The following is a 14,986-nucleotide window of genomic DNA, read 5'->3' on the forward strand; positions in this document are numbered from 1 at the left end:
GTACATGACGTGAACGGGCGCGCCAAGTTATTGGGGAACACCGTCCTGCGGTCAAACGATAAAGCGGTTCGATTATGCGCACATCACAACGGCATTGGCAATTGGGATGAAGGGCCACCTGCGCAGACGGTTGCGGACTTCGGCGATAATGACGTCTGAAGCATTAAACCCTGCGCGCCGATGCCGCCGGAAATGCTTCCCAAACAGGCGCCGTCGCTCGCATGTGTTTTTGCCTCGAGTCCTCTGCTTAATTCGCCATCGCGCAACCCCACGTGACCGCCATCCATTCCAAGACGCTCGCAGAGCGCATCGAAGACCTGCTGCCGCAGACGCAATGCACCAAGTGCGGCTATCCGGCCTGCCGGCCTTACGCCGATGCCATCGCCGCCGGCGAGGCGAGCTATAACCAGTGCCCGCCGGGCGGTGAAGAAGGCGTCGCACGCCTTGCCGCGCTGCTCGGCAAGCCGGTGATTCCGCTCGACACCACGCATGGCGTGGAGCGCCCGAGGCCGCTCGCCGTCATTGACGAGAACATCTGCATCGGCTGCACGCTGTGCATGCAGGCGTGTCCCGTCGATGCCATCGCGGGCGCGGCCAAGCAGATGCATACGGTCATCGCGGAACTGTGCACGGGTTGCGATCTGTGCGTGCCGCCCTGCCCGGTCGATTGCATTGCGATGATTCCCGTCACCGGCGACGCCACCGGCTGGGACGCGTGGACTCAGGAACAGGCCGATGCGGCCCGCACACGGCACGACCGGCGCATCGCGCGCATCGAACGTGAACGCGTGGAAGCGGAAGCGCGGGCGTCGGCGCGGCAGGCATCGCGCTCGGCGCAAACGGCGCCTGAGGCCACGCAAGCCACGGAAGCCGCTGCATCGAACGACGACGCCGAAGCCAAAAAACGCGCGATCATCCAGGCCGCGATGGAGCGCGCCCGCAAGAAGAAAGAAGAATTGGCGAAGCTCGGCGCCGGCCCGAAGAACACCGAGCACGTGAGCGCGGCCGTGCAGGCGCAGATCGACGCAGCGGAAGAACGCCGTCGCCGCCTGGGCGTGAGCGACCCCGGCAACGCATCGAGCGACACGAACAAACCCCGATGAACGCCAAGAAGCGACGCGCCATCTTCGAAACGCTGCAAAGCCTCGATCCGCATCCGAAGACCGAGTTGGAATACACGACTCCGTTCGAACTGCTGATCGCCGTGATGCTGTCGGCGCAAGCCACCGATGTCTCCGTCAACAAGGCGATGCGCAAGATGTTCCCGGTCGCGAACACGCCCGAAGCCATCCTCGCGCTCGGCGAAGCCGGCGTAACGGAATATATCCGCACGATCGGGCTCTATCGCACGAAGGCGAAGAACGTGATCGCCGCGTGCCGCATGCTCGTCGACCAGTACGGCGGCGAAGTGCCCGACAATCGCGAGGCGCTCGAAGCGCTGCCCGGCGTCGGAAGAAAGACGGCAAATGTCGTGCTGAACGTTGCGTTCGGTCAACCGACCATCGCCGTCGATACGCATATCTTCCGCGTCGCGAATCGCACGGGGCTCGCGCCCGGCAAGGACGTGCGCGCAGTTGAAACGGCGCTCGAAAAGAACGTGCCGGCGGAGTTCCTCCAGGACGCACACCACTGGCTGATCCTGCATGGCAGATACATCTGCAAGGCACGCGTGCCCGAGTGCTGGCATTGCGCGATCGAGCCGCTTTGCGAGTATCGTCCGAAGACGCCCGCGCCGGTCGAATAAGCGGCGGCCCGCTACAATACCGGCTTGAATGCCGCAATGGAATCAATCGCTTATGTTCAACCCTAGCCGCGACGAAGTCCGCCAGTTCTTCACCGAAACGTGGCGTAAGGAGCGCGCCGGCGAGATTCTGACGCCGCTCGAAAGCATGGCCGCCGACTGGATTCGCGAGCACCCCGAATATCAGACCGAACTCGCCGATCCCGACGCCCGCCAGGCCGACTACTCACCCGACGCCGGCCGCACGAATCCCTTCCTGCATCTGTCGATGCATCTCGCCATCAGCGAGCAGTTGTCGATCGATCAGCCGCCCGGCATCCGCCGCGCGCACGACAGGCTGGCCGCGCGCCTCGGCTCGGCGCACGATGCCCAGCACGCGATCATGGAATGTCTCGGACAAGTGATCTGGGAAGCGCAACGCAGCAACACGCCGCCGGATACCGACGCGTATCTCGCGCTCATCGAGCGCCGTGCTTCGAAAGACTAAGCATCGTTCCAAATGAAAACACCCCGCTCGATGCGGGGTGTTTCGTCTCTGCGTGCAACCGGACCGTGCTTACTTCTTCAGCACGAGGCTGCCATCGAGCGATTCGATATAAGCCGCGAGGTCTTTCAGATCGCTCTGCGACAGGTTTTGCACCTGCGCCGACATGATCGCGTTGTTGCGGCCGAAGTTCGGGTTGCCGTTGCCCATCTGATACTGGCGCAGCGCCCAGTAGATGTAGCTCGCGTGCTGACCCGCGAGCTTCGGATACTCGCCGCTCACCGGCTTGTTCAGATTCGGGCCGTGACAGGCCGCGCAGTTGTGGCTGTCGGAGAGCGCCTTGCCGTTGCCGGCGTCGGCTGCATGCGCCGTGTTCAGCGCCGCCATGCCGATGAACGCCGCCGCCGCGCATGCTGCCTTGAAGCTGGATTGAAGTGCCTGAGAGGGCTTCATGAATTCTCCTGTCGGCCGGGTTCCGCTTGAACGCATGACCCTGCCCGATGCAATGTAGTCGCTGCCCCGCGTTGCCGGATGCGCTTCGAGCCGCGTATCCGTGTAACGAGGATCACTTGTCGGGATTGTTTTTCGATTCGGGCGTTTGCGCGGCGTAGTACGCGGCGATATCGGCGATATCCTGATCCGACAGCGTCACCGCGATGGCGCGCATCGTGTCGAAATGGCGATCGCCCTTTTTGTACGCGTGCAGCGCGTTGGCGATGTACTGCGCGTTCTGGCCGCCGAGCATCGGCACTTCGTAGGTCTCGGGGTATGCCGTGCGATAGCCGGGAATGCCGTGGCAGCCGATGCACATCGCCACCTTGCCCTGCGCGGCCTTTGCGTTGCCCACGACGTCCGCCGACGCCTGGGTCGCGAAGCCGGCAAGACCCGACAGCGCTGCAATCACGGCACATTTGCCGACGAAATTGTTCATAGCTTCTAACCTAGCATGAGGGGAAATCCGGCGCTCCGAAGGCGCGGCCCGCGCCGAGCGCACTGCCTTCCACGCTGTTTCTTGAGCGGCCGATCGTGTGTCCGACGAGGTCCGACCGTGTCCGATGGCCGCGGGCTGGCCGCGCAGGCCAAAAAAATCGGGCTAATTGTACCGCGCGACCTCGGCACCGTCCATTATCGGAGACAGCCTCAAAGCCGCGATGGCAATGGGAAACGGCTGAAAGACCAACGCCGCGCCTGCGACAATTCGCCTCTTCCCGATCTGTTCTTCGCCTACCTGACCAAGCGCCAGCAAGCCGTGTGCATCGTTCCGAACGAGGCTGCAACGATAGCCGTGAGCCGTCCATCGGAAAAGGGCTTCTGACTTATACTGGGATTTTTTTCCTCACCGGATCTTCGTCATGCGCTTCGAAGGCTCATCGCAGTACGTCGCAACCGACGACCTCAAGCTCGCGGTGAACGCCGCGATGACGCTTCAGCGGCCCCTGCTCATCAAGGGCGAACCCGGCACCGGCAAGACCATGCTCGCGGAGGAAGTGGCCGGCGCGCTCGGCATGCCGCTTCTGCAGTGGCACATCAAATCGACGACCAAGGCGCAGCAGGGCCTGTACGAATACGACGCCGTCTCCCGCCTGCGCGATTCGCAACTCGGCGACGAGCGCGTGAAAGACATCCGCAATTACATCGTCAAGGGTGTGCTGTGGCAGGCGTTCGAGTCGGAGGAGCAGTCGGTCCTGCTGATCGATGAAATCGACAAGGCTGATATCGAATTCCCGAACGATCTGCTGCGCGAGCTCGACCGCATGGAGTTCTACGTCTACGAGACGCGCGAGCTCGTCAAGGCGAAGCATCGGCCGCTCGTCATCATCACGTCGAACAACGAGAAGGAGCTGCCCGACGCGTTCCTGCGCCGCTGCTTCTTCCACTACATCAAGTTCCCCGACGCCGCGACGATGAAGACCATCGTCGACGTGCACTTCCCCGGCATCAAGCAGGACCTGCTGGCCGCCGCGATGCAGAGTTTCTTCGAACTGCGCAACGTGTCGGGCCTGAAGAAGAAGCCGTCGACGTCCGAGTTGCTCGACTGGCTCAAGCTGCTGCTCGCCGAAGACATTCCGCCCGAAGCGCTGCGCTCCCCTGACGAGAAGCAGATCGTCCCGCCGCTGCACGGCGCACTGCTGAAGAACGAGCAGGACGTCGCGCTGTTCGAACGCCTGCTCTTCATGAACCGCAATAACCGCTGATCGTTCATCGACCACCAAAAGGAACCGCGAAGCATGAGCCGCTGGATCGAACCCGTCACGCTCGAAGGCGAGCACGTCAAGCTGGTGCCGCTGACCGCCGAGCACGAAGCGGCGCTGGCAAGCGCAGCCGCCGATGGCGAATTGTGGAAGCTCTGGTACACGAGCGTGCCCTCGCCCGATACGGCGCGCGCCTACATCGACGCGGCCATCGACATGCGCGAGCGGCTCGGCGCGCATCCGTTCGCGGTCATCGATCCGAAGAGCGGCGACGTCGTCGGCTCGACGCGGTACTTCAATGTCGAAGCGGCGCATCGGCGGCTGGAAATCGGGCATACGTGGTACGCGAAGCGCGTGCAGCGCACCGCGCTCAACACCGAAGCGAAACTGCTGCTGCTCGGCCATGCGTTCGAGCGACTGAAGGCGATCGCCGTCGAGTTGCGCACGCATTTCATGAACCACCAGTCGCGCGCGGCTATCGCGCGGCTCGGCGCGAAACAGGACGGCATTCTGCGCAATCACCAGATCGGCAAGGACGGCGCGTATCGCGATACGGTCGTGTTCTCGATCATCGAATCGGAATGGCCGGCGGTGCGCGCGCATCTGAAGCATCGGCTGGACCGCTGATTCACGTCACCAAGGGGAGCGCGCCATGCTGATCGACTTCTTCTACTCGCTGCGCGACGCGAAGCTGCCGGTGTCGGTGAAGGAATACCTGACGCTGCTCGAAGCGTTGAAAGCGCATGTCATCTCCCCTTCGCTCGACGAGTTCTACTTCCTCGCGCGCATGACGCTCGTGAAGGACGAGAAGTACTTCGACAAGTTCGATCGCGCGTTCGGCGCGTACTTTCATGGCGTGACGCAGTTGCCCGACGAAGCCTTCGACATTCCGCTCGACTGGCTGAAGAAGCGGCTCGAGCGCGAATTCACGGCGGAAGAAAAGAAGCGCATCGAGGCGCTCGGCGGTATCGACAAGCTGATGGAGCGCCTCAAGGAACTGATGGACGAGCAGAAAGAGCGTCACGAAGGCGGCAACAAGTGGATCGGCACCGGCGGCACGTCGCCGTTCGGGCATGGCGGCTACAACCCGGAAGGCATCCGCATCGGCGGGGAATCGGCGGGGAATCGCACGGCCGTGAAAGTGTGGGACGAGCGGGCGTATCGCGATTATGACGATCAGGTCGAAATCGGCACACGCAATATCAAGGTCGCGCTGCGCCGCTTGCGCCGCTTTGCGCGCGAAGGCGCGGCCGAAGAACTGGACCTGCCCGACACCATCCGTAGCACGGCCGCAAACGCCGGCTGGCTCGATCTCAAGATGGTGCCCGAGCGTCACAACAACGTGAAAGTGCTGATGCTGCTGGACGTCGGCGGCTCGATGGACGACCACATCAAGCGCGTCGAAGAGCTGTTCTCCGCCGCGAAAGCCGAATTCAAGCACCTCGAGCTCTATTACTTCCACAACTGCGTCTACGACTATCTGTGGAAGAACAACCGCCGCCGCCACACCGAGCGCACGCCGACGTTCGACGTGCTGCACAAGTTCACGCCGGACTACAAACTGATCTTCGTCGGCGATGCGACCATGAGCCCCTACGAAGTCCTGCAGCCGGGCGGCTCCGTCGAATACAACAACGCCGAAGCGGGCGCCGTGTGGCTGCGCCGGTTTGCGGATCAGTTCCCGCATCACGCGTGGCTCAATCCCGAGCCGGAGCGTCTGTGGGAATATCGTCAGTCCATATCGGCGATCCGTCACGTGCTCGGCAACCGCATGTACGCCCTCACGATGGCCGGCCTCGAAAGCGCGATGCGCGCGCTGTCCAAGTAATCCACCACCACGAGTCCGCATGAAAGCCATGCCTTCCGGCGCGCACGCCGTGCGCGCCCCGCTTCGCCCTTTCTCCGATACATCCGTGTCCGCCATCGTCGCCGGCTTCGTCGCGATGATGACCGGCTACACCAGTTCGCTCGTGCTGATGTTCCAGGCAGGCGAGGCCGCGCATCTGACCGGCGCGCAGATCTCTTCGTGGATCTGGGCGCTGTCGATGGGCATGGCGCTCTGCACGATCGGACTGTCGCTGCGGTATCGCGCGCCGATCGTCGTCGCGTGGTCGACGCCCGGCGCGGCGCTCCTCGTGTCGTCGCTGCCGAACGTGCCGTATGCGGAGGCGATCGGAGCGTTCATCGTCTGCGCGGCGCTGCTGACGGCGGTCGGCCTCACCGGCTGGTTCGACACGCTGATGAAGCGCATTCCGGGGGGCATCGCGGCGGCGTTGCTGGCGGGCATCCTGTTCGAGATCGGCATCGAGATTTTCCGCGCGGCCGAGCATCAGACTGCGCTGGTGCTGACGATGTTCTTCACGTATCTCGCCGGCAAACGCGCCGCCCCGCGCTACGCGATTCCGGCGACGCTGCTCGCGGGCGTGGCGGTCGCGGGTGCGCTCGGCTTGCTCGACTTTTCGCACTTTCATGTCGCGCTTGCGCATCCCGTTTTCACGATGCCCGCGTTCTCGCTCGCGGCGACCATCAGCATCGGCGTGCCGCTTTTCGTCGTCGCGATGGCCTCGCAGAACGTGCCGGGCATCGCCGTGCTGCGCGCCGACGGGTACACGACGCCTTCCGCGCCGCTCATTTCGACGACCGGCATCGCGTCGCTCGTGCTTGCGCCGTTCGGCTCGCATGGCGTGAATCTCGCGGCGATCACGGCGGCCATCTGCACGGGCCGCGAAGCACACGACGACCGCGACAAGCGCTATACGGCCGCGGTCTGGTGCGGCATCTTCTATCTGCTCGCGGGCACCTTCGGCGCGACGATCGCCGCGCTCTTCGCGGCGTTTCCGAAGGCGCTCGTCGTCTCGGTCGCGGCGCTCGCGCTGTTCGGGTCGATCATGAGCGGCCTCGCCAACGCGATGCACGACGCCCGCCAGCGCGAACCGGCGCTCGTCACGTTCATGGTGACGGCCTCGGGACTCACGCTGCTGTCGATCGGTTCGGCGTTCTGGGGCCTGGTCGCGGGCGTCGTCACGCATGTCGTGCTGAACGCCTGGCGACGCTGACGCGGCCTACAATGCGGAAGCCGGCCGGGCTTGCTTCGGCCGCGCTCACGCAACTGCTTTTGGCATTTCATCATGGCTTTGATCGACAAACTGCTGGCGCGCACCGCGCCGTCCGGCACGCAAAAACGTAAAACGATCGTCCGCGTCCTGCTCGACGACGCCGGGCACGTTCAGGACGTCGTCCTGAAAATGAGTTGCGGCGATGCCGCGAAGGACGCCCACGCGCTCGAAGAAGTCCGCAAGATGCGCTTCGCGCGCGGGCAGTTGGGCTCGGGCACGGTTCGCCGCTGGCACGAGCTGGCGTACGCCGTCGACTGACTTGGCGGCTGACCGGCGCGCCGCGCACGGGGAACGCGACGCCGCGCGCCCGGTCGAATCAGCCGCACCCAGCGCAGTTTGCCTGCCCGGGACTAGAATAATGGAATCGCTTCAAGGGCGAACCGCGCGTGGCAGCACGCTGCGCGGCATCGCGATCGAGGACAACCCGCGGGCTACCGCACTCTGACAAGGCGCACGGCGCCGACGAATCGACATGACATCCGCTCTCGACCAGCTCAAGCAATACACCACGGTCGTCGCCGATACGGGCGACTTCCAGCAATTCATCCAGTTCAAGCCGCAGGACGCGACGACCAATCCGTCGCTGATCCTGAAGGCCGTTCAGAAGGACGACTACAAGCCGCTGCTCGAGAAGACCGTGAAGGAGCACGCGGGCAAGCCGATGGGCCAGATCATCGATCACCTGCTCGTCGCGTTCGGCACCGAGATTCTGAAGATCGTGCCGGGGCGCGTCTCGACCGAAGTCGACGCACGCCTCTCGTTCGATACCAAGGCTTCGATCGACAAGGGCCGCGAGATCATCAAGCTGTACGAGAACGCCGGGATCAAGCGCGAGCGCGTGCTGATCAAGCTGGCGTCGACGTGGGAAGGCATCCGCGCGGCTGAAGTGCTGCAAAAGGAAGGCATCCGCTGCAACATGACGCTGCTCTTCTCGCTCGCGCAGGCCGCTGCCTGTGCGGATGCGGGCGCGCAGCTCATTTCGCCGTTCGTCGGCCGAATTTACGACTGGTACAAGAAGTCCGCTGGCGCGGAATGGGACGAAGTGAAGAACGGCGGTGCGAACGATCCGGGCGTGCAGTCGGTGCGACGCATCTACGCGTACTACAAGAAGTTCGGCTACAAGACCGAGGTGATGGGCGCGAGCTTCCGCACCGTCAGCCAGATTATCGAACTGGCCGGCTGCGACCTGCTGACGATCAGCCCCGATCTGCTGAAGAAACTCGCCGACAGCGACGAGAAGGTGGAGCGCAAGCTCTCGCCGGAAGCGGTGGCGAACGAGAATATCGAGAAGATTGGCGTCGACGAGCCGACCTTCCGCTTCCTCCTGAACGAAGACGCGATGGCGACGGAGAAGCTCGCTGAAGGCATCCGCGCATTCGCCGCCGATGCGATCAAGCTGGAAAAGCTGATTACCGCGCTGCAGTAATGGCCCGGCGGGCGCGCCATGCGCCCGCCCTTCGCGTACAACCACGGAAACTGTGTCTTTCAGTGGCGCGCGACATAAATTGACTGTTTCAGCGCTGGCAGCGCATCCGGTTGCAATAGACTTTGATGCTTTGGCGGGACTCCGCCAAGCTCGGAGAAGTCAGTCATGCAGCTGGATACCTACGTTTTCTTCAACGGAAATTGCGCTGAGGCGCTCGCGCTCTATCAAGCCGCGTTCGGCGCTCAGATCGATACGCTGATCCGTTTCCGGGACACGCCCGACGCCGCCAACGTGCCGGCCGAATGGCACGACAAGGTCATGCACGCCATGTTCAGCCTCGGTTCCAGCGAGGTCATGGTCTCGGACGGCCAGTTCGGGCAACCGCCGAAGGAATATCACGGCTTCACCTTTTCCATCGCCGCTGACGACGCCGAATCCGGCGAGCGCACGTTCAACATCCTGAGCGAGGGCGGCACGGTCATTACGCCGTGGCAATCCACGTTCTTCACGGCGGGCTTCGGCATGCTCAAGGACCGTTTCGGCGTGCCCTGGCTCATCAACGTGGTCAACGCGGTCGAGGTTGCCGAAGACGCCAAACAAGCGCCGGCCGCACCCGCGCAGCCGTAAGCGCCGCACAATTTGCGAGGCGCGTCAGCCGTTGAACGGCCGCGCGCCTTCGATGTTCCACTGCCGTTCAATTTCACTCAGACGCAGCCGCAAGCGATCGACCTGCTCGTCGAAACGCATCGCGAGCCAATGCATGCCCTGCTGCGTCGATTCCCCTTCCCCGCCTTCTCGTTTCGCCATCGCATCCACGCCCGCGTAAAGCAGGCCGACGCGCCCGAAGCGTAGCGCCCGCGCCATCTGCAAGAGCGTGTGCCGCGCTTCCAGTTCCCGTGGCGTGCAATCGAGCGCGAAGCCGTTCCTATCGCGCGACGCCTCCGGCAACGACGTGACGAGCATCTCGAGCGCCGCGAGTATCGAGCGATGCAGCCGCTGTATTTCCTCGAGCCGTGCGAGCGGCACGCCCGTTTCCTTCGCGACCGAATCCATCAGCGCGCGTGACTGCACGAGCCGCTGGCTCATCACGAGAAAGCGGCGCGTGGTTTCTTCGGCGATCAGAGGCTTGCCGTCCAGCAGCGCGCCATACAGACGTGCGCATTCGCGCAGATTGTCGGCGAGGCGATAGCGCCATGAATACGTCGCGTATTGCGGCAGCACGAAGGAAAACGCCAGCGCGATCGCAATGCCGATCAGCACGTTCGCCGTGCGCCACAGGCCGACATCGAACGGGGAATCGCCGTGGCCGGCGACGATGACCATCGTGATCGCCGTCAGCAGCGCCACGTAGCCCGCCTTGCCGATGGCGTAATAAGCGCATGCGCCGGCAATCGCCGACATCAGCAGGAAGAACAGCATGAGCGAGCCGAACAGCATATGCACGAGGATCAGCGCGAGGCCGATCGCGGCGCCGAGCGCCGTGCCGATCGCCCGCTCCGCCGCCTTCTTGCGGATGTTGCCGTAGTGCTGCAATCCGCCGATCACGACGATCAGCGACACGGACGCCCACACGCCATGCGGCACGTCGATGCCCGTGGTGACGAGAAACGACGTCGCCATCCCGAGCGCGACGCGCACCGCGTGAATCAGCTTCGCGTGCCGGTAACGGAAGAATGGCGACATGAGCACGTGCCACAGCCGCTTCGCGCGCCCTTTGCGCAATGACGCCGATGTCGATGAAGCCATGATTCGCTCGCGTCGATGAGTGCGTGTCCGAACGATTGCCTGAAGGCAAAACGCCCGCAACGGCCGATGGCCATTACGGGCGTTAGCGTAGCAGACGCGGTGCCGCGTCACGCCGAGCGCGCGATCAGTTTTCCACGACGTCCAGATAATCTTCGGGCCGCGTGCGGTCGTCCGAGCGCTTGAGGCCGAGCACCCGCACGAGCACGCTGATCGCGATCGACACGATCAGGTTGATGATCAGCGCCCACACGGCCGCATAACCCGGCACCGCATAGCCGAAGAGGTGCACGGTGAAGATCGAGCCCTTTAGTTGCAGCGATACCGCCATCCACGTGCCCGAGGCGATGCCCACCGCCCAGCCGATCAGCAGTCCGCGATGATCCAGCACGCGCGTATAGAGGCCGAGCACGAGTGCGGGCAGCGTCTGAATGATCCAGATGCCGCCGAGCAGTTGCAGCTGGATCGCGTAGGTGAGCGGCAGCGCGAGAATGAACACGACCGCGCCGACCTTCACGATCAGCGATACCAGCTTGGCGACGTTGGTTTCCTGCTCGGGCGTCATCGAGCGATTGACGAACTCGCGATGCACGTTGCGCGTGTAGAGATTCGCCGCCGCGATCGACATGATCGCCGCCGGAACCAGCGCGCCGATGCCGATGGCCGCGAACGCCACGCCCACGAACCATGACGGAAAGTAGTGCAGGAACAGCGCCGGCACCGCGAAGTTCGCACCGTACGCCTTGAAGTACGAGGCGTACTGCGGCATGTCCTTCACGCCCGAGGCCAGCGCCATGTAGCCGAGCAGCGCGAGCAGGCCGAGCACCAGCGAGTACGCGGGCAACAGCGACATGTTGCGGCGGATCGTATTGCCCGAATTCGACGAGAGAATCGCCGTCACCGAATGCGGATACAGGAAGAGCGCGAGCGCCGAACCGACCGCGAGCGTCGCGTACGCGCTGTAGCCGTTGAGGCTCGCCGCGTCCGGCGCCTTGAGGAGCAGCTTCGCGGGCGGCACCGAACCGAAGATGTGTCCGAAGCCGCCGAGTTGCGCCGGGATCACGATCATCGCGGCGATGATGGTGATATAGATCAGCACGTCCTTGACGACCGCGATCATCGCGGGCGCGCGCAGCCCAGACGTGTACGTGTACGCGGCGAGAATCGCAAACGCGATGATCAGCGGCAGATCGCCAACGAAGCCCTGCGTGCTGAAGCCGAGCGCCCCGATGACCACTTCGATGCCGACGAGCTGCAGCGCGATGTAAGGCATCGTCGCGACGATGCCGGTCACCGCGATCGCCAGCGCGAGCATGCGGCTGTTGTATCGAGCGTGGACGAAGTCGGCGGCGGTCACATAGCCGTGACGCTTCGCGATGCTCCACAGCTTCGGAAACACGACGAACGCGAACGGATAGATCAGGATGGTGTACGGCAGCGCGAAGAAGCCCGTCGCGCCCGCGCCGAACACGAGCGCCGGCACCGCGACGAACGTATAGGCGGTGTAGAGATCGCCGCCGAGCAGGAACCACGTGACGATGGTACCGAAGCGCCGGCCGCCGAGGCCCCATTCATCGAGTTGGGCAAGGTCGCCTTTGCGCCAGTGGGCGGCGATGAAGCCGAGTATCGTCACGCCGACGAAAAACAGGACGAAGACGAAGGTTGCGGTGGCGTTCATCATCGCGCACCTCCCTGGGGCGCACGGCCCGAAGGCAGCGCCTTGGTCTTCTTATAGACGACAGCCGTGATGACTGCGCTAATCAGCACCCACAGGAGCTGATACCAGTAGAAGAACGGAAAGCCCCAGAGCACCGGCTCGACCTTGTTGTAGAACGGCACCCATACGACGCCGATCCACGGAAGGATCAGAAGCCAGAGCCAATGTTTGTTGCGCGGTTGTCCTGTGCGGCTTGGATCGGCAGCCATGACCGTTCTCCCCTGGCGGGCCAGAGCGGGCGTGCCCCGTTACTCCGGTCCCATGCAAGTTGTTTGATTCGTTCTGAGCATGCGCTTCTGAAGCCGTGGCCGACAAGGCCGGCGGCGGGCGGGCAGACACGCCGCTGAAAGCGCTCGGAAATAACAGGAGGAGTATAGGGACCGCCAAAACACGGTCAAGCAGGGGGAATCCCGACCATTCTCCTTATGTGAAAGGCCTTTGTAACGGGATTCGCGCCCTGCTCGTGTGCGTGTTCGCCGACGCGCTCAGATGGTGAACGAACCCTTCGCCGGGACGCCGGCGCTTTCGATGAGGCCCTTCACCCACTTGCGCGCGGGCAGGCCGAGTTGCGCTTCCAGCAGCTTCGCGCGTTCCTGCAATGCGGAGAACGGCACGTCGAGCGCGGGGCCGGCGAACGCGAGCGCGACACGATTGCCGTCGTGCACTTCGGGCAACGCGATCACGCGACGATCGAACGCCTCGTTCAGGTGACGCATGTTGCGCACGAAGCTCGGATGATCGCCGAACAGGTTGATGGTCACGACGCCCGCTTCAGGCGTGAGACAAGCCTTGCACGCGCGATAGAACGACACGCTGTCGAGCACGGGACCGCGTGCGGTGGCGTCGTAGATGTCGATCTGCAAGGCGCCGATCGTGCCGTGATTCGCGCGGTCGTTGACGAACTCCCACGCATCGCGCTCGGTGACGGTGAGGCGCGCGTCGTCGTACGGCAGTTCGAACATCGCGCGCGCCGCGATGACGACGGCCGGATTCAATTCGACCGCTTCTACCTTCGCGCGTTTCAAAAAGCGATAACAGAACTTCGTGAGCGCCGCCGCGCCGAGACCCAGTTGCACGATGCGTTCGGGCGTTTCGATGAACAGCAGCCACGCCATCATCTGCTGGGCGTATTCGAGTTCGATGTGATCGGGCTTTCTCAGACGCATGGCGCCCTGAACCCATTCGGTGCCGAAGTGCAGGAAGCGCACGCCGCCCTCTTCCGAGAACGTGACCGGCGCAAAGCGCGGCTTGCGCGGCGCGTCGATGCGCGGTGCGTTGGCGAGGTCATCGTCGTCTTGCTTGTTACGGCGGGCTTGCTTGCCGCTTTCTTTCTTGCGGCCGAACGCGCGGGCTTCAGCCGACGCGCGCTTGATCAGATTCGTCATGGGTGAGGATGTCGCGCCAGATGCGCAATTTTTGGTCGAACGAGAGGATAGCATTGGCCGGACTCGACGACGGCAACACGAGCGTCGCGTAGCCCGCCGCGGCAATCACGGGCGCGAACTTGCCCGATGTCTTGCCGTTGAAGCACACCTTGCGCAGCATCGGGAAGCGCTCGTGGAACGCGGCAAAGTCGTTCGGGGATGCATTGCGGATGGCGCTGTCGAGACTGCCTTCGCGATCGCACGCGGCGAGCACGTCCCACAGGCCGATGCCGTGTCCGGTCAGGCGCGCGAGCCGATCTTCATAGGCGAGTTCGTGCAGCGGTTCGTCGATGGCCGCGCCGACGAGCCGCCAGAACTGATTGCGCGGATGCGCGTAATACTGCGTCGCCGCGAGCGATGCGACGCCGGGGAAACTGCCGAGGATGAGCGTATGCGTCGCGTGGCCGCCGATCGGCGGAAAGCCCGTGAGCTTCATTTTGCTTCCTCACGCACGGCGCGCTTTGCATGCGACGCGAGATGTTCCAAAGCACGCGCATGTTCGCGATGATGCCGCTCGCCATGCGATGCGGCGAGCTTGCGCCAGAGCGCATCGAGCATGCATTCGGTGACCATCAGCGGGGTGCCGTGACGCACGAAAATGGATCGGCGCGCGGCGAGTGCGTGGCTCGCATCAGCTTGGCCGATCGCCAGCCGGTGGAGCGGATGCCGGGCGGTCAGCACGCGGCTCACGAGGATCGAGCGTGACACGCTGCTGTCGCTATAGAGCAATTCAGCGAGCGGTCGTGTGCGAAGACGGCGTATCGACTGCCACACGCCGTGGCTGTCCGACAGCGCGACGATGCTATGCGCGACGACGAACGGGACGTCATCGACTTTTAGCACCACTTCGCGTGTCCAGACCGGCGTGCGAGGCGTGACGCCGAGTGCGCGCCATTCGTCCTGCCCGGGTGTATCGACGGCTTCGCGCTTGACGTCGACGGTGACCGCGCCGAGCGCGTGCAAGTGGGCGGTGAGAGAGCCGGTGCGCGTTAGCCAGTCCTTCTGATGGGCGCTGAAGGACGGGAGCGGTGTGGCTCGCCAGTGGTGGTCGACGGGATCGTTGGGGATCGACATGGCCGCCATTATAGGACCGGGTTGCGATTCGGAAAAATCGTATGGTGATTGGAGACTTCGCGCACGAGA

The 14,986-nt window shown here is 63.8% G+C and carries 19 protein-coding genes; 11 read left to right on the forward strand and 8 right to left on the reverse strand.

Annotated elements, in window-relative coordinates:
• The first annotated feature begins 272 nt into the window (after positions 1-272).
• From rsxB to LDZ21_RS09505, 3 genes are read left to right on the forward strand one after another with little or no spacing between them, the layout of a single operon-like run.
• On the forward strand, positions 273-1,103 hold the full coding sequence (gene rsxB / locus LDZ21_RS09495; protein WP_244793022.1) for an electron transport complex subunit RsxB: 831 nt from the start codon (positions 273-275) through the stop codon (positions 1,101-1,103).
• Complete coding sequence (gene nth, locus LDZ21_RS09500; protein ID WP_244793024.1) at positions 1,100-1,744, forward strand: endonuclease III; 645 nt, start codon at positions 1,100-1,102, stop codon at positions 1,742-1,744. Before rsxB ends, nth begins: the two co-directional genes overlap by 4 nt.
• 52 nt (positions 1,745-1,796) lie before the next feature.
• On the forward strand, positions 1,797-2,228 hold the full coding sequence (locus tag LDZ21_RS09505) for a DUF1841 family protein (protein WP_035960771.1): 432 nt from the start codon (positions 1,797-1,799) through the stop codon (positions 2,226-2,228).
• Between the two features lie 69 nt (positions 2,229-2,297).
• Here LDZ21_RS09505 and LDZ21_RS09510 read toward each other — a convergent pair whose 3' ends face one another.
• Together LDZ21_RS09510 and LDZ21_RS09515 are read right to left on the reverse strand one after the other, a co-directional pair.
• Positions 2,298-2,678 carry a c-type cytochrome gene (locus LDZ21_RS09510; protein ID WP_035960768.1) on the reverse strand — a complete coding sequence of 127 codons (381 nt, stop codon included), beginning with the start codon at positions 2,676-2,678 and terminating at the stop codon, positions 2,298-2,300.
• 112 nt (positions 2,679-2,790) lie between these two features.
• Positions 2,791-3,156, reverse strand: coding sequence for a c-type cytochrome (locus tag LDZ21_RS09515; RefSeq protein ID WP_035960766.1), 366 nt, complete (start codon positions 3,154-3,156; stop codon positions 2,791-2,793).
• Between the two features lie 117 nt (positions 3,157-3,273).
• On the opposite strand from LDZ21_RS09515, the gene LDZ21_RS09520 reads away from it, so the two are divergent.
• The 8 genes from LDZ21_RS09520 (at position 3,274) to LDZ21_RS09555 (ending at position 9,586) form a co-directional block, all read left to right on the forward strand.
• Positions 3,274-3,540: a hypothetical protein gene (locus LDZ21_RS09520; RefSeq protein ID WP_244793026.1), complete on the forward strand. Its 267-nt coding sequence runs from the start codon at positions 3,274-3,276 to the stop codon at positions 3,538-3,540.
• A gap of 37 nt (positions 3,541-3,577) precedes the next feature.
• Positions 3,578-4,420 (forward strand): AAA family ATPase, encoded by an 843-nt coding sequence (locus LDZ21_RS09525; protein WP_035960764.1) that lies wholly within the window; start codon positions 3,578-3,580, stop codon positions 4,418-4,420.
• Between the two features lie 33 nt (positions 4,421-4,453).
• Positions 4,454-5,044, forward strand: a complete 591-nt coding sequence (locus LDZ21_RS09530; RefSeq protein ID WP_244793028.1) for a GNAT family N-acetyltransferase — start codon at positions 4,454-4,456, stop codon at positions 5,042-5,044.
• A gap of 25 nt (positions 5,045-5,069) precedes the next feature.
• Positions 5,070-6,245, forward strand: a complete 1,176-nt coding sequence (locus LDZ21_RS09535) for a vWA domain-containing protein (protein ID WP_244793030.1) — start codon at positions 5,070-5,072, stop codon at positions 6,243-6,245.
• Between the two features lie 19 nt (positions 6,246-6,264).
• A complete protein-coding gene (locus LDZ21_RS09540) occupies positions 6,265-7,473 on the forward strand; it encodes a benzoate/H(+) symporter BenE family transporter (protein WP_244793032.1) in 1,209 nt (402 codons plus the stop codon).
• A gap of 72 nt (positions 7,474-7,545) precedes the next feature.
• On the forward strand, positions 7,546-7,791 hold the full coding sequence (locus LDZ21_RS09545; protein WP_244793034.1) for an energy transducer TonB: 246 nt from the start codon (positions 7,546-7,548) through the stop codon (positions 7,789-7,791).
• A gap of 214 nt (positions 7,792-8,005) precedes the next feature.
• Positions 8,006-8,959, forward strand: coding sequence for a transaldolase (tal, locus tag LDZ21_RS09550; protein WP_035960759.1), 954 nt, complete (start codon positions 8,006-8,008; stop codon positions 8,957-8,959).
• Positions 8,960-9,124: 165 nt separating this feature from the next.
• On the forward strand, positions 9,125-9,586 hold the full coding sequence (locus tag LDZ21_RS09555; RefSeq protein ID WP_244793036.1) for a VOC family protein: 462 nt from the start codon (positions 9,125-9,127) through the stop codon (positions 9,584-9,586).
• Positions 9,587-9,610: 24 nt separating this feature from the next.
• Here LDZ21_RS09555 and LDZ21_RS09560 read toward each other — a convergent pair whose 3' ends face one another.
• The 6 genes from LDZ21_RS09560 to LDZ21_RS09585 all read right to left on the reverse strand — a co-directional run bounded on the left by LDZ21_RS09560 (position 9,611) and on the right by LDZ21_RS09585 (position 14,917).
• The gene (locus LDZ21_RS09560) at positions 9,611-10,705 is read right to left on the reverse strand and encodes an FUSC family protein (protein ID WP_244793038.1); all 1,095 of its coding nucleotides are present in this window, start codon (positions 10,703-10,705) and stop codon (positions 9,611-9,613) included.
• A gap of 124 nt (positions 10,706-10,829) precedes the next feature.
• Positions 10,830-12,380 (reverse strand): monocarboxylate uptake permease MctP, encoded by a 1,551-nt coding sequence (gene mctP, locus LDZ21_RS09565; RefSeq protein ID WP_244794807.1) that lies wholly within the window; start codon positions 12,378-12,380, stop codon positions 10,830-10,832.
• Positions 12,380-12,628: a DUF3311 domain-containing protein gene (locus tag LDZ21_RS09570; protein ID WP_035960754.1), complete on the reverse strand. Its 249-nt coding sequence runs from the start codon at positions 12,626-12,628 to the stop codon at positions 12,380-12,382. Before LDZ21_RS09570 ends, mctP begins: the two co-directional genes overlap by 1 nt.
• Before the next feature lie 276 nt (positions 12,629-12,904).
• Positions 12,905-13,804 carry a class I SAM-dependent methyltransferase gene (locus tag LDZ21_RS09575; RefSeq protein WP_244793040.1) on the reverse strand — a complete coding sequence of 300 codons (900 nt, stop codon included), beginning with the start codon at positions 13,802-13,804 and terminating at the stop codon, positions 12,905-12,907.
• Complete coding sequence (locus tag LDZ21_RS09580) at positions 13,773-14,279, reverse strand: DNA-deoxyinosine glycosylase (protein ID WP_244793042.1); 507 nt, start codon at positions 14,277-14,279, stop codon at positions 13,773-13,775. Before LDZ21_RS09580 ends, LDZ21_RS09575 begins: the two co-directional genes overlap by 32 nt.
• The gene (locus LDZ21_RS09585) at positions 14,276-14,917 is read right to left on the reverse strand and encodes a chorismate--pyruvate lyase family protein (protein ID WP_244793044.1); all 642 of its coding nucleotides are present in this window, start codon (positions 14,915-14,917) and stop codon (positions 14,276-14,278) included. Before LDZ21_RS09585 ends, LDZ21_RS09580 begins: the two co-directional genes overlap by 4 nt.
• Positions 14,918-14,986: the final 69 nt, after the last annotated feature.

The sequence above is a fragment of the Caballeronia grimmiae genome, from assembly GCF_022879615.1.
Taxonomy (GTDB): domain Bacteria; phylum Pseudomonadota; class Gammaproteobacteria; order Burkholderiales; family Burkholderiaceae; genus Caballeronia; species Caballeronia grimmiae.

What these genes read in the sequence shown, in the direction of transcription:
- nth (WP_244793024.1), top strand. Translation starts at nt 1,100, where the DNA reads ATGAACGCCAAGAAGCGACGCGCCATCTTCGAAACGCTGCAAAGCCTC.
- LDZ21_RS09505 (WP_035960771.1), top strand. Translation starts at nt 1,797, where the DNA reads ATGTTCAACCCTAGCCGCGACGAAGTCCGCCAGTTCTTCACCGAAACG.
- LDZ21_RS09510 (WP_035960768.1), bottom strand. Translation starts at nt 2,678, where the DNA reads ATGAAGCCCTCTCAGGCACTTCAATCCAGCTTCAAGGCAGCATGCGCG.
- LDZ21_RS09515 (WP_035960766.1), bottom strand. Translation starts at nt 3,156, where the DNA reads ATGAACAATTTCGTCGGCAAATGTGCCGTGATTGCAGCGCTGTCGGGT.
- LDZ21_RS09525 (WP_035960764.1), top strand. Translation starts at nt 3,578, where the DNA reads ATGCGCTTCGAAGGCTCATCGCAGTACGTCGCAACCGACGACCTCAAG.
- LDZ21_RS09530 (WP_244793028.1), top strand. Translation starts at nt 4,454, where the DNA reads ATGAGCCGCTGGATCGAACCCGTCACGCTCGAAGGCGAGCACGTCAAG.
- LDZ21_RS09535 (WP_244793030.1), top strand. Translation starts at nt 5,070, where the DNA reads ATGCTGATCGACTTCTTCTACTCGCTGCGCGACGCGAAGCTGCCGGTG.
- LDZ21_RS09540 (WP_244793032.1), top strand. Translation starts at nt 6,265, where the DNA reads ATGAAAGCCATGCCTTCCGGCGCGCACGCCGTGCGCGCCCCGCTTCGC.
- LDZ21_RS09545 (WP_244793034.1), top strand. Translation starts at nt 7,546, where the DNA reads ATGGCTTTGATCGACAAACTGCTGGCGCGCACCGCGCCGTCCGGCACG.
- tal (WP_035960759.1), top strand. Translation starts at nt 8,006, where the DNA reads ATGACATCCGCTCTCGACCAGCTCAAGCAATACACCACGGTCGTCGCC.
- LDZ21_RS09555 (WP_244793036.1), top strand. Translation starts at nt 9,125, where the DNA reads ATGCAGCTGGATACCTACGTTTTCTTCAACGGAAATTGCGCTGAGGCG.
- LDZ21_RS09560 (WP_244793038.1), bottom strand. Translation starts at nt 10,705, where the DNA reads ATGGCTTCATCGACATCGGCGTCATTGCGCAAAGGGCGCGCGAAGCGG.
- mctP (WP_244794807.1), bottom strand. Translation starts at nt 12,380, where the DNA reads ATGAACGCCACCGCAACCTTCGTCTTCGTCCTGTTTTTCGTCGGCGTG.
- LDZ21_RS09570 (WP_035960754.1), bottom strand. Translation starts at nt 12,628, where the DNA reads ATGGCTGCCGATCCAAGCCGCACAGGACAACCGCGCAACAAACATTGG.
- LDZ21_RS09575 (WP_244793040.1), bottom strand. Translation starts at nt 13,804, where the DNA reads ATGACGAATCTGATCAAGCGCGCGTCGGCTGAAGCCCGCGCGTTCGGC.
- LDZ21_RS09580 (WP_244793042.1), bottom strand. Translation starts at nt 14,279, where the DNA reads ATGAAGCTCACGGGCTTTCCGCCGATCGGCGGCCACGCGACGCATACG.
- LDZ21_RS09585 (WP_244793044.1), bottom strand. Translation starts at nt 14,917, where the DNA reads ATGTCGATCCCCAACGATCCCGTCGACCACCACTGGCGAGCCACACCG.